The sequence below is a fragment of the Maribacter algae genome, assembly GCF_047345745.1.
Classification (GTDB): Bacteria; Bacteroidota; Bacteroidia; order Flavobacteriales; family Flavobacteriaceae; genus Maribacter.
In genome coordinates this window covers 440303-454532 of record NZ_JBLFES010000002.1, presented here as the reverse complement: position 1 = coordinate 454532, position 14230 = coordinate 440303, and the positions used below count along the sequence as shown (strand labels likewise).

General features: G+C 38.9%; 10 protein-coding genes. 2 read left to right on the top strand and 8 right to left on the bottom strand.

The features are described 5' to 3' along the window. Positions 1–191: 191 nt before the first annotated feature. From ACKWBX_RS09060 to ACKWBX_RS09040, 5 genes are all read right to left on the bottom strand, one after another. Positions 192–2984, bottom strand: a complete 2793-nt coding sequence (locus ACKWBX_RS09060) for a Kelch repeat-containing protein (protein ID WP_413968353.1) — start codon at positions 2982–2984, stop codon at positions 192–194. 269 nt (positions 2985–3253) lie between these two features. Next, a complete protein-coding gene (locus ACKWBX_RS09055) occupies positions 3254–4213 on the bottom strand; it encodes a sugar phosphate isomerase/epimerase family protein (RefSeq protein ID WP_413968352.1) in 960 nt (319 codons plus the stop codon). 26 nt (positions 4214–4239) lie between these two features. Further along, on the bottom strand, positions 4240–4800 hold the full coding sequence (locus tag ACKWBX_RS09050) for a D-lyxose/D-mannose family sugar isomerase (protein ID WP_413968351.1): 561 nt from the start codon (positions 4798–4800) through the stop codon (positions 4240–4242). A gap of 10 nt (positions 4801–4810) precedes the next feature. Then, positions 4811–6082, bottom strand: coding sequence for an MFS transporter (locus ACKWBX_RS09045; protein ID WP_413968350.1), 1272 nt, complete (start codon positions 6080–6082; stop codon positions 4811–4813). Next, positions 6072–6716 (bottom strand): GntR family transcriptional regulator, encoded by a 645-nt coding sequence (locus tag ACKWBX_RS09040; RefSeq protein ID WP_413968349.1) that lies wholly within the window; start codon positions 6714–6716, stop codon positions 6072–6074. Before ACKWBX_RS09040 ends, ACKWBX_RS09045 begins: the two co-directional genes overlap by 11 nt. Before the next feature lie 277 nt (positions 6717–6993). Between ACKWBX_RS09040 and ACKWBX_RS09035 the strand changes: the two genes are divergently transcribed. Continuing rightward, a complete protein-coding gene (locus ACKWBX_RS09035; RefSeq protein WP_413968348.1) occupies positions 6994–8082 on the top strand; it encodes a hypothetical protein in 1089 nt (362 codons plus the stop codon). 114 nt (positions 8083–8196) lie between these two features. Next, a complete protein-coding gene (locus ACKWBX_RS09030) occupies positions 8197–9792 on the top strand; it encodes an alanine/glycine:cation symporter family protein (protein ID WP_413968347.1) in 1596 nt (531 codons plus the stop codon). 266 nt (positions 9793–10058) lie between these two features. Here the strand turns inward: ACKWBX_RS09030 and fsa are convergent, their stop codons facing one another. From fsa to ACKWBX_RS09015, 3 genes are all read right to left on the bottom strand, one after another. Next, complete coding sequence (fsa, locus tag ACKWBX_RS09025; RefSeq protein ID WP_413968346.1) at positions 10059–10712, bottom strand: fructose-6-phosphate aldolase; 654 nt, start codon at positions 10710–10712, stop codon at positions 10059–10061. Between the two features lie 25 nt (positions 10713–10737). Continuing rightward, complete coding sequence (locus ACKWBX_RS09020; RefSeq protein WP_413968345.1) at positions 10738–12765, bottom strand: transketolase family protein; 2028 nt, start codon at positions 12763–12765, stop codon at positions 10738–10740. A 241-nt stretch (positions 12766–13006) separates the two neighbouring features. Further along, entirely contained in the window at positions 13007–14206 is a 1200-nt protein-coding gene (locus ACKWBX_RS09015) for a glycosyltransferase (RefSeq protein WP_413968344.1), read from the bottom strand. Between the last annotated feature and the right edge of the window lie 24 nt (positions 14207–14230).

Here is a 14230-nt window from a genome sequence, read left to right as displayed (position 1 = left end):
ACCGAATTGAACCAAAAAGATTCAAAACTCCTATCGTTTTTCATATATTTAAAATGTTTAATAATTAACTATTATATGTGTTGATTAATTTACTTCGGGGAGTGTGTCCGCACTTCCCGTTTTTTTAGTATTTCTACGAATTTATTTCATTGGCATTTTCTTTAGAATTAATATCAAGTCTAGTTGGTTATTCATTCTTTCCTTTTTATGAGACAGACCCAATCTTGGTCCTTAGAATTTCCTTTTTCCGTTATTGGATGACCTATTTTTCTCTTTCCCCCTCCAATTATTGTTTCTATGGTTCCATTTTTCAATTCACCTCCTTGTAGAGGGTCAAACCATTGTATGCTAAATTCACCTTCAATTCCGTTCAAATCAATTGTATTCTCGTTTATTTTTGGAAGATAAACAACATATAAATCTCCTTTTTTTCTTAGACAATAAGAATCTGGAGAATTGATCAACGAATGTTCCGGTTCCATTTCCCAATAGGGTATATTATCCTTAAAAAAAGTAATCGCATAATCGGTCAATTCCCAAAGCCTATTCCTTTGCCTCCAATCTTCGGAGGTCAGGTCATTATGTGGATGTTTGGCCCCAAAGTACCATTCTACTCCGGCACCTCCGGATAAAAATGTGCCCCACAATACATATTGCCGGATGGTATCATGATCTGGGTCTTCATTGTCCGGCAATACCGCGGTGTGCCACATACCTATTTCATCCATAGTGATGAGCCATTCATTATCTTTTTCCTTGGATTTCTTTTTCCATTTTTCAATAATTTCGACTACTTCCTTTCTTTCCGCTTGTTGCAACGAAAGACCGTCAACATGTTTATATCCAACTATGGAATCCAACATTTCACTCCTCAACGGGTCATGGGAATGGGTATGCATTAGCACGGGATGATTATACGGGTCCGTTTCTTTAAGAAACTTGGCCATTGCCTTACGCTGACGGTCATTTTGACCTTTTGGCGACCATTCCGCTGGACCATTTTCCTCTCCCAAATTCCATTGCAATGCAAGGTGATGACCAAAACGCGCTATTAATTCGTTAAAATATAATTGCCGCAAAGCACCTGTATCACCATTATCCAACATGGTTTCGTTCTCGGTCTCCTGAAGAACCACATGGAGCAAAATCCCTTTTGATTGCATATGCTGAAAAACAATTTCCCATTGCTCCAGTTTACTGACATCAAAACGGGTAAAATCTTCTGGACTTTCATAGGGCCATACATCTTTACCGTCACCCAATATGTTCAGGGTCAAAAAATAGGATGAATTCATCCCCATATCTGATAGATAGTTGTACGCCCCGATCAAAGATTTTCCCTTTCCATTTTGCCAAGTAGGGTCTCCCTCTTTCCAATCTTTTAAATGCGGGGTATAAGAATGTATCTCGCTATCCACAACAGCCTCCCCATCCCTGGATTGTGCCTGCATACGGTAGGTATCATCAAAATCTACATACCCTAAAATATTTTCCGGACTGTTTGCGCCCCCTTTTATCCAATATTTATCCGAATCCTGAAATTTATAATATCCTTTTGAGGCCAACAAACGTCCGTGAGCCCTGAAATCAGTTCCTTCCTTATCAGTCTTATCGATCATGAAACTACCATCCGCATTGGTAATTTCCACCTGAGCTCCCGATGTTAAATCTTTGGATAAAGCGATACTGTCCCCATGATGTAAAATTGCTTTATAACTCCATTCCCCTACCGCATCAGGTGTAAATTTTACTTTCCAGATATTCCCCGATTTTGCACTGGTCTCGGCAGCATTGCCGTCCGCAGCATAGAACCCTCTTACCTTATATTCCTTGTCCCCATTTTTAAAAACAACATGTAACCTATAGTTCAAAAATGGATTGTCTTCATGGGTTTCGGATGTTTCAGGTCCTTCAAAAGGTATTGTAACCGTATGCCACTTTTTATAGACCGAAATGTCATTTACCACTACATCACTTTTTGAAGTATTGGAGGTAGACAATTTCAAACGTTCTACGGTAGTTAACTCCGGCCCGCCACCTCTATTGCCACTACCCGATGCCGTGTATACATAATCACCAACAATAGCAAAACCGGTTCCATGGCGCCCCTCTTTTAGAGAAGGCCAATTCTCCCAAGTTCCTGTTTCATTGTTATACGCTTCCAACTCATTGTGAGCTACTTCATGAGCTGTACTTTCCCCTCCTCCAACAACAATCTCATTATTCCATACGAACGCTCCGTTACCCGCTCTCTCGGTCGGTATTTTTAATTTTGTGGTTACCGCTTCCCAAGTTCCTTTTTCAAAATCATAGACGTTTCCGTATGTATTGGTCAAGGCCATGTCTTCATCCGTAATTTTGGAAGTTCTGCGTCCTGCAAATGCATATAATTTATTATTGGCTACCACAGCTTGAAAATGATCGCGATTATCAGGAGCATCGGGTAATACCTTCCACTCCCCAGTTTTTGGGTCATATTGGTCCAACCAGGATTTATAACCGTTCATATGTCCATTAACGATACCGCCCACTACATAAATCTTATCGTTATGATAGACTACACCTGCACCACCACGTCTTCTTTCTTTGGGTATTTCATGTGTGTATTCATACCTGTCCTCATCAGGATAATACACTATAACTTTATCCAAAGGCTTTTCGTTAGGCCATTCCCCTGTCATGGCACCTACTATATAAATGGCATCATCTACCGCGACAGGCTGAAAATGATGCAGCTCAACGGGAGTGGGCGCTTTGGCGGTCCATGTGTTTGTTTTTGTGTCAAACACGTCGGTAGGGTTGATTCTACGCCCGCCCATCAACACAATCTTATCCTTGTAGGCTACCAAACCAGCTTCGTGTCTTGCGGTGGGTTCTCCTATAGCATCAATTTTTTCCCATTCGGCATGCCGTTCGCAACCAAGTAGAAAAACGAATCCAAAAAGAATTGTTATGTATTGTCGTGAAAAGAGAGCATCTATCATAATTAATGAAATTAGTATCCCTAATTTTTTTATATCGTATTCAAAATCAATTATCGACCTTGATTTAACAAGTGTTTATTGAACCACAACCCCATCCATCATTCAGGCGACCGTAGTACCACATAAAATTTTTCGTTCATAGTAGACCAAGAAATTGCCTTTTAGTAGCATGTAAAGTCTTTAAAAACCTTTTAAAAGTGAATAAGGGCTCAGTTCTCTATAATTTTCTTATTTCTTGAAACATTATTTTAAAGCTTTCAATATTCATATTACAATCTATAAATCTGTTTTCTTACCAACTTCATTAAATCCATATGCTTTTCCTCTTTCATAAGGCGTCTGTACATATCCCGATCTAAATTTTCAACAATGTCCCAAATAGCCTTGTTCATTTCTGCATGTTCCGTAAAAAAACCGACCATGTCGAAGATACGAGGAGAAGCATCGGCCGTGAAAAACTTATCATAACCAAACTCCTTTGCATAGAAGAAAAATTCCACAGTGTGCAAAAAATTTCTTGAGCCCCCTATCAAGTCCCAATCAAATTGCCAATCATTGTCATTGGTATGTAAGTAATAGTCTACATTGGAGTTTTCGCACATTGCCAATATTTCTGCCGGATTTTCCTTGGCTAAAAGAGAATGTCCAAAATCTATGGTAATTCCGGTTGCGTTATTTTGAACCTCTTTCAAAAACACTATTGTTTTGGCACAACTGTCCAAAAAGCAATTGACACGGGTCTCGTTTATTTTATACTCAACGAACAATGGCATTTCGGGTTTATAATCCGCGGCTTCTGCAAAAGCATCGATCATATGCTTCCATCCTTTTTGATAATCCACTTGAAATAAATTATCGTACCCGTCTGACAATGGGCAACATGTAACCAAAGGAGCCCCTACCGTAATCGCATAATCTTTTGCATCTTTAATTAATTGAACTGCATCTTTGCGTAGGTCCGCATCCGGTCTGGATAATGCGCCGGGCACCCATTTGGTCTCTTTCTTGATGTTGGCATTTACCGCAGCAAACTCAAGTCCCATTTCGTTCATTAATGCTTTTGTAGCATTGGCTTCTTCAGTTTCATAGGGAAAAACAATTTCCACACCGCTAACACCATCAATCTTTTTTACGGTTTCCAACCTTTCCCTAAGTCCTGTGGGTTTTTGGTACTCCGAAAACCTATCCTGTGTCTTACTTAAAAATGCCGTAATAATACTTTGTTTCATATCTTCTTATTTCTTGGGACTATTTATTAATATGCGTTTGTTGTAATTCCTTCTATAATGGTTTCCCTAACAATGTCGGGGTCTGTAAATTGATCGTTCAAATCAGTTACGGTCGTTGAAAATGAATACATTACCGCACCTTCTTCGCCTGCTTGAAACCAATGCTTTGTCCCAGCAGGTAATACCAACTGGTCGCCCGGTTTCATGACAATTTCATTTCGCATGGTATAACATTCTTCTTTCCCATCCACGATAAAGCCTTCCTTAAAAGTATCCTTTCCGGGAATATAAAAACGGAGATTACCGCTTATTGCCCTAATTACTTCTTCTTTCCCGGCATCATCGCCCACAGTTGGATGCCAATGCTCCGGCTCCGTTTGGTTGGGAAGTAACACCAAAATCTTTCCGGCGATACGTTCCGTTTGAAACATCGTCAAAATCTGTACTCCTTCTTTTTTTATGTGATTTAAGCCAAAGTCAGCTGCTGTCATTTTCGATTTATCTACTTCAGTAAGCAAAAGCCCGGCATCTTCTATCATCTTTATCGATGTTTCGCAGACCTCCTTAAAATCTTCTTTAGTAATCATTTATAATTAATTATTTATTGATATTCAAGACCGTATCCGATTTAATATTCATCCAGAATAAAATGGCCAAGGTATTCAGAACCGCTGCCAGTATGAAAAATGGTGTCACGGAACCGGTGAATGACACCAAATATGGAAATGCCAACGCTGTTAAAAAAGATCCCAGGTTGCCTGCCATATTCATGGTACCGCTTACTGCCCCCGAATGCTCTTTCCCAATATCCACACAAGTAGACCATGACGGACTCAAAGTCATATCCGCTCCAAATACCGCCATAGATATAAATATGATAGCTCCATTGATCTCGGTCATGTAGATACTCCCAAAAATACCGATCGCGGCCAATGAAAAACCGATGATTGCCGGTACTTTTCTAGATAGCGACCACTTGCCCGTTTTATAAATCCTATCTACCAACCAACCTGAGAACCAGTTGCCAAACGCTCCAAAAATCAATGGAGCGGAAGAATAAAATCCTGCCTCCACTACATCCAAATTATAAGTGCTTTTTATGTGCGGAAAAAGCCAGGTAAGTGCAAAGAAAAAAGTGAAATTACTACAGAAATATTGCGCCATTAATAGACCCATATTCTTTGACTTGAACATTTTTGAAAAAGAAATTTTCTGTTTCTCTTCTGTGGTATCCTCTTGCTGCGTAGTTGCTTTTATATGTGCCACTTCTTCATTGGACATTGCAAAATGGTCCTCAGGGTTATCACAAAACCAAAAATACCAGGCCAATGCCCATAAAATTCCCAGAATACCCAGTATCAAAAAGCTTTGTTGCCAACTGGTTACCTCTATCAGCCATGCTACTATAGGCAGTGCTATGGCCGCCCCTATTCTACCTCCAGAGAAATTAATACCATTTACCAATCCACGTTCTCCGATGGGAATCCATTTGTAAATGGCTCTCGCCATACCTGGAAAAGCTCCGGCTTCACCAGCACCGAACAAAAACCGAATGATCAACATGGAAATAAAATTAAAAGCCGCTCCGGTCATGGCGGTGAAGATGGACCATAAACTGACAACTATGGTCAGCGTTTTACGAGCACCGAATTTATCTGCCATCATTCCGGCAGGAGTCTGGAACAAAGCGTATCCCAGAGCAAAAATTGCCAACACCCAACCCATTTCATTATCCGATAGATCAAGCGTTTCGGAAACCGGGTCTTTGGCAACAGAAATTAAGACCCTATCAAAAAGTACAATTAAGGCCAACATAAATGTACCGCCCACCATTTGATAACGAACCGGAAAAAAGGATTTATTCTTCATTTTCCGACTTTTCGTTAATTAGAATTTTAGATTTGGTCAAATGGTAGTTGCACAATTGTTCCGCCTTATCCACATCTCTTTCTTTAATAGCCTTTATGATGTTCATATGCTCTTTGAGTGTTTCCTGAGGCGGTCGGATAAGCCCTATCCTATCTATACAGCTCAACAAATTTCCTTGCTGTACGAGTTTGTTCAGAAAATTATTTTTACAATTTTTGATGATAGTCTCATGAAAAAGTACATCCGATTTCAGATACTTTGAGAGGTTTATTTTTTTTTTGTTTTGATATGGATTAAATATGGATGCCAATTCATCTATTTCTTCATCGGTTGCCTTCTCAGTAAACAAACGTATCGCAGTACACTCCAAAGCAATTCTACATTCATAGATTTCTATGACCTCGCTATCGCTAAACCCTTTTACAAAAACACCTCTACGTGGTATCGATTCCACCAAGTATTCCGCTTCCAGCATTTTCAATGCGCTGCGCAAAGGAGTTCTACTGATGCCTAAAGCCAATGCGAGCTTGTCTTGAATAATTTTCTCACCGGGTTCCAGAGCATTGGTAAGAATCATCTCTTTTACAGTTTTGTACGCTACGTTACCTAATACATCAATAGATATTTTGTTCAAAACCATTATTACTTTTAAGTGAAATATTCTGTATACTGTATTTTGTATACAAAATCAAAAATATAAATTATTTAAACAATTGCAACTATTTGTTCGATTTTGTTAATAACAAACTGTTTTTTTGTCGATTAGACAAAATCCTACGATTAACACAACTTTCTTTTAAATCAGTAATGCCTATGGTTCGTTGTCATCAATAAAAGATATACGATTTCGAAGCATTACCTATATTTGAAGAGAAACCATAATCGTATTGTTGTTGACCAACCTAATGTTATTGCAATCCACAAACGAAATACTGTCCTTTTACGGATGGTGGCAATTTTCAGTGTGTTTTTTTGCTTTTTTGGCCTTGTTCGCTATTTGGCGACATATCGGGAAAAAACAACAGGATTTCGGTCAGGTATGGTTGGCCCTATCTGTTTTATGTTGGAGTTTCTCAGGGCTGGCCGAAGTTTATTTCAATGATGTACATCAGTCTAACCGGCTACTTTTAGAAGGATGGCGCAGTATCTTATCTCTTTTCAACAGTCTTTTCATTCTTTTGGCATTGCCTTGGTTTCGGTTCTTGCCCGGACCATTGGCACCCATCATCAATTCCAAACATTGGAAATTTATTGTAGGGCTCCCTTTCGTTTTCTCACTTTTACCCACTATCAACAAAATGATATTTGGGCGCACCATAGCCATTATGAGCGAACTAGATGTCTACTATTCCTTGTTGACTTTGGCATTTCTGGCTTTTGTTCTTTGGGAATCTTTTGCAAAAAGAAGGTTGAAACTGTTGGCATGGTTGTCCATGGCCACTATTCTCATTGCACTGATCGCGCAATTCTATAAATTGACCGATGCATCCATTAACCTTAACCTCTTTTCTGCCATATTCAAGACCTGTCTCATTATGATTTTCTTTGCCCTGGCATTGAGTTGGGTAAAGGAATTATCGGAAAACGTACTGCCTCCTGCCAATTATTTTAAACTGAATTTTGCCGACCCCAATAAAAAGAGCAAACAAAAACATACTATTTTAATTACTGGACTGTCCGGTAAGGACCATCAATACATAAAACTTACGCCCAATGCGTACAATCTCCTATATAAGTTTGCCCTACAACGAAAATCCAAGATCGATGACTGGTTGGAAATAAAACCTAAAAGCTTTACGGAATCCACTAAAATCTATGATATACAGGATTATAATGAAGTGAAACGTCTCATCATCATGATATTGGATGGTTTGTTCGGAAAAGGAAATTGGACGCTAGAACTACATCTACATCCCTTAAAAAATCTACTCTTTGAATTGTCGGAAAAACGCGAACGGAAAATTCGTCTGGCATTGCCTCCTGAAAACATTATCCTATAAATAGCTTCTCCCGGTCACTGTCGGTAATTGAACTTACCGACATTTTTATATTTTTTCCGACTTTCTGTCTAAAAGAAAATTCTCGTTAGCACTTTGCATTTAAAATAACTAAAAATGAATGCACACCGAAGATGCTACACGCTTATTCTATTTTTACTGTCACCGCTTCTACTATTTTCGCAGGAACAAGGATTGGATGAAAAAATAAACGAGGCTTTTATGCCCGTTGCCATATGGTGGGAAAATCTAATTTTCACGGAAGTGACCATTGTAGGTCATGGCATCCCTATCATCCTTATTTTATTGTTATCAGGAGCTTTATTCTTCACATTTTACTTCGGCTTTGTTAATATTCGGCACTTTTCTACGGCCATCAAAGTTGTCAGAGGTAGGTATGACGAATTGGAAAAAGAAGCCTATAATAATGGAGAAGATGTACTAGGCACTATAAAGGCTGAAGATCATCAAGGTGAAGTGAATCATTTTCAGGCCTTGGCTACCGCAGTATCCGGAACGGTAGGTCTTGGAAATATCGCAATGGTAGCCGTGGCCATATCCATTGGCGGACCGGGTGCCACCTTTTGGATGATTGTGGCAGGAATCTTGGGAATGTCTTCCAAATTTGTAGAATGTACCCTTGGCGTAAAATATAGGGACATCGATAAAAATGGAAACGTATACGGAGGTCCAATGTATTACTTATCAAGAGGCTTAAAAGAAAACGGATTCAAAACTTTTGGGAAAGTACTGGCAGGGATTTTTGCCATACTTTGCGTAGGTGCCTCTTTTGGGGGAGGAAATGCTTTTCAAACCAATCAGGCAGCAGCACAAATTATAGAACGTTTCGGTATTCAAGGAGCGGCTTCCGGAAGTATTATCGGATTGATATTTGCTATATTGGTCGGTATCGTAATTATCGGTGGGATCAAACGCATTGCCAAAGTCACTGAAAAGATTGTTCCCTTTATGGCGGTGCTGTACGTTGCTGCTGCACTTTTCATTATTCTGACCAATATCAGTTATTTGGATGATGCTTTAGGATTCATCATATCAGATGCTTTTACACCTAAGGCAACCATTACCGGAGGGTTTGTTGGCGTCATGATACAAGGATTTCGAAGAGCGGCCTTTAGTAACGAAGCCGGTGCGGGCTCCGCTGCTATTGCGCATTCCGCAGTGAATACAAAATTTGCGGCATCCGAAGGTTTGGTCGGTCTATTGGAACCTTTCATAGATACGGTGATCATCTGTACCATGACCGCTATCGTCATTATCATGTTCAATATGGATGGCGCTTTTGTTTACGGAGATGTCATAGACGGACAAGCGTTAATGGCGGATGGCTCTAGAATAGGAGGAGTAAATATTACTTCATTGGCCTTTGATAATGCTATACCGGGTTCTTCATATGTTCTTGCCTTGGCGGTAGTGCTTTTTGCATTCTCCACCATTTTATCATGGTCTTACTATGGCCTTCAAGCTTGGAAATATCTGTTTGGGAGAAGCAAAAAAAGTGATTTGGCCTACAAGCTGATTTTTTTGATTTTTACCGTTCTTGGAGCTGCGGTCACTTTAGAAGCCGTCATCAAATTTTCAGATGCTATGATTTTGGCCTTGGTATTCCCAAATATGATAGGGCTTTTGTTTCTATTTCCTAAAGTACGAGATGAGTTAAAAAAATATTTGAAGGTTGTTCAAAATAAGAACTGACCAAAAAATTCTTATTTATAAATTGAAGGGATTCTGAGGAATTATTTCAATCTAGCAAACCACCGTGATATTAATTTTATTGTTAATAAGTATTGTTCTTGTTATTCCATTAATTGCCAAGTGAAACACTCATCTATAAGATTATTCAAATTAATTGATTATCAAAGTTTAATACAAAGAAATTATCACTGCCACTCATTATAAGGAACAAAAAAACACCCGATGTGGTATCGAGTGTTTATATACAATTCTACTAAAATATTGTTCTAGTTTCCTTTTTTGTAGTCTTCCAAAAATTTAGCCAGACCACTATCCGTTAATGGATGCTTTAAGAGTCCTTTGATAGCACTTAAAGGTCCTGTCATGACATCTGCCCCAATTTTGGCACAATCTATTACGTGCATCACGTGTCTTACCGAAGCTGCTAGAATCTCTGTTTGAAATCCGTAATTATCATAAATATGTCTGATATCATTGATCAAGCCCAAGCCATCCGTAGAAATATCGTCCAAACGACCAATAAATGGCGATACATAAGTTGCGCCTGCTTTGGCTGCCAATAAAGCCTGGCCCGCTGAAAAGACCAAGGTGACATTTGTTTTAATTCCTTTGTCGGAGAAATATTTACAGGCCTTTACACCATCCGCAATCATGGGTAGCTTTACTACAATTTGAGGGTTTAACGCGGCAAGTTTTTCGCCTTCTTCTACCATACCCTCAAAATCCGTAGAAATAACCTCAGCGCTCACATGACCATCAACTACACTACAGATTTTTTTGTAGTGCTCCAAAATATTTTCAGCCCCGGTAATACCTTCTTTGGCCATTAAAGATGGATTGGTTGTAACCCCGTCCAATACACCCATATCCTGGGCTTCCTTAATATCGTCTAAATTAGCTGTATCTATAAAAAATTTCATTTTATTTTCTTTTTTAAGTTCTTGATTATTTTAAGAATTCCATGACCTGCTTATATACTTGCTCTCCCGTAAACCCGAATTTCTCGTCCAAAACCTTAGCCGGGGCCGAATATCCAAAATGTTCCAAACCGAACACTTTTCCGTTAGGTCCGGCCAAAGCTTCCAAGTTAACGGGCAAGCCAGCGGTCAATCCAAAAATAGGCTTGTCAACAGGTATGATTTTGTGTTGATAATCTACGGGCTGTTGCCTAAAAATTCCTTCTGACGGTATAGAGGCGATATTTACTTTTAAGCCATCTTTATCTTGAAGCAATTTAGCGGCATCGACCAATGTGGAAACCTCAGAGCCGTTTGCTATCAATACTACATCCGCATCTGCAGTTTCTTGGACCAGATATCCTCCTTTTTGAGCCTCTAGAGCAGCTTCATATCTATCCGATGCTGCCGGAACATCCTGAATACCTTGTCTTGACAAAATAAGCCCAGTTGGCGTATTCGTATTTTCCATTGCCATTTTCCACGCTACGCTGGTTTCCTGTGAATCAGCAGGACGTAATGCCAAAAAGCTTTGGTTGTGATTGTGATTCTTCAGTTTTTCCAATAATCGAATCTGCGCCTCTTGTTCTACAGGTTGATGCGTAGGACCGTCCTCACCTACTCTAAAGGCATCATGTGTCCAAACGAATTTTACCGGTAGCTCTTGAATACAACTCAAACGGATAGCTGGTTTCATATAGTCCGAAAATACAAAGAACGTCGCTACCACCGGAATGATACCGCCGTGCAGTGCAATACCGTTAGCTATCGTGGCCATTGTCAATTCAGCAACACCCGCTTGCAAAAATGCCCCGGAAAAGTCTCCTTTTTTAAGTACTGTTGTTTTCTTTAAGAATCCATCGGTTTTATCACTATTGGATAAATCGGCTGAGGAAACTATCATGTTTTCCACGTTTTCTGCCAAATAGCCCAATACATTGGAAGAAGCCGCCCTCGTTGCTAGACCGCTCTTATGTTCCACAGAACCAAAATCCAGTTCCGGTAATTTTCCGGATAGGAAGGTATCTAATTTTTTGGATAAAGCTTTATTTGAAGCTTTCCAGGCTGCAATTTCTTGTTTTTTTGCTTCGGCATTCTTCTTTTTATTTTCAAGGACATTATCGTAGAAACTTTCGACCTTACCATAAACATCAAATGGATTATTGACATCCGCTCCTAGATTCTCCATGGTTTTCTGATAGTCTGCGCCTGTATCGCCTATTGGTTTTCCGTGAAGTTCTGTATAACCCTCGTAAATGGACCCATCTGCAGTAACACAACCCTTGCCCATGATGGTTTCCCCAATGATTAGCGTGGGTTTTTCCGTTTCCGCATTTGCATCTGTCAGGGCCTTTCTAATCTGCTCATGGTCATGACCATCTATTGTCACTACCTTCCACCCCCAAGCCTCATATTTTTTAGCAGTATCCTCAGAAGTAACCTCATCGGTCTTAGAAGATAATTGAACATCATTGGAATCATAGAACATGATAAAATTGTTCAACCCCAAATGCCCAGCTATTCTTCCTGCTCCCTGTGATATTTCTTCCTGTACGCCACCGTCAGAAATAAATCCGTAGATTTTATGGTTCATCCAATCCCCAAAACGAGCTTTTAAAAATTTAGCGGCTATAGCGGCTCCCACGCCCATGGTATGGCCCTGTCCCAATGGCCCTGAAGTATTTTCAATACCTCGTTTGACATCTACTTCCGGATGGCCCGGCGTTACGGAACCCCACTGTCTAAAGTTGGAAATATCTTCCTTTTTGAAGTTGCCCAACAAATAATATTGTGCATACATTAATGAAGATAAGTGACCGGCGTCCATAAAAAAGCGATCACGAAAAGGCCACTCCATATCCGTGGGGTCATAATTGAAAAATTCCGAATACAGTATATGCATATAATCCGCACCACCCATGGGTCCTCCCGGATGCCCAGATTTTGCTTTTTCGACCATTGCGATTGCCAAAGCCCTAATGTTATCCGCTGCTAATTGATCTATTTCCTTGTTCATTTCTATGTATCAGTTGTATTTCTTATGTAGCACATTAAAATTAGATGGTAAAGATACCTGATTTTGAAAGCTAGAAAAAATAATCGGAAAGATGTATACCAACAATACAAGTCTTTATTGTTGATAACCCGATAATTCAAGAAAACTCGTCCCACATAAATCCGATGGAAATTAAAAGTAGCTTGTGAAAAATCTTGAAACCTACTATCCCTCGAAGTAAGCCATATACGAATGATTTGGATTAAACATGCTTACTCAACAAGGGTGTTAAAGGATTATCTAAATATCTTAAATATTCATTATTGTATTTAATCATAACCTTTTTATAAGAAGGGTCTTCCACTACCTTTTGGATATTAGCCTTTATTTCATCGAGGCCATCCTCTTTTATGCTACCGGTTAATCCCAAGCCATGATATTCCATTCTTGCCGCAGAGCCGTTCTGGTCAAAATTTCCTCCCGAATAAATCAACATTGGAACTTTAAAATGAATACATTCATTAATACTGTTGATACCGCCATGATTAATATTACAGTCCGTATGCTTAAGGATTTGAAGTTGAGGAACCCAATCAAATAAATAGGTATTTTTTGGTACTTCGTCAAAATTGGATTTTTGAACTTTGTTTCCTAAAGTGATAACCAAAATCCATTCTGATTTAGATGCTACAGCCCTTATTAAATTTTTTATAAAAATAAGATTGCCCGGTATTAAGGTACTTAGAGAACAAAAAATTATTTTTCTATTGAATTCCCTTTTGATTTCAAAAATTTTCTGAAGTCTTTCTTGCTCTTTATGTGATATACTTTCATTTCTGAATTCGCTTACCATAGGGCCAACATATTTAAATTCAGTATTGCCCTTATGAGGAAACTCCAACTCTTTTAAATTAAAAGAAAGCATATTTGAATTCGGATAGCTAAATAGCGTTGGTAGATTGGTTTGCTTTATTTTATTCATGGGGAAGCAATTATCTTTGGCATATTGCAGCAAAGATTTACGCCTGTAATCCTTGAATAAAAGTTTATCCTTTAAAATTCTTCCTTTTACTTTTAGACTAATAAACATCCAAACAAGAAAAATGTTGAAGCGACTCCCCTTTAAACCACTACCCGGAATAATATCTGTGCGAATTGGAGGTAAATTAAGTCCATCTCCAATATGATTGAACCATGTAGTAGTAATGGTAGTAGGTATTCTTAATTTGTATGAAACGAAAATAAGATCATGAATCTCTTTGTCTACAATTACACAATCTGGATTTAAGTTCAATAATAAGTCCTCGTATTTTTCTAGCCCTAAAAGCGATACAGATTTTAAATAAAGTAATTTTTTGTTTCTTAAATGATATATAACCTTTCCAAGAAATCCTCTTTGGTAAAAACCTAGATTCTTGGGAGAAAGTTCATATTGAATTTCGGGAAGTTGCAAATAATCCAAACCATATGGTTCAATTTTAATCCG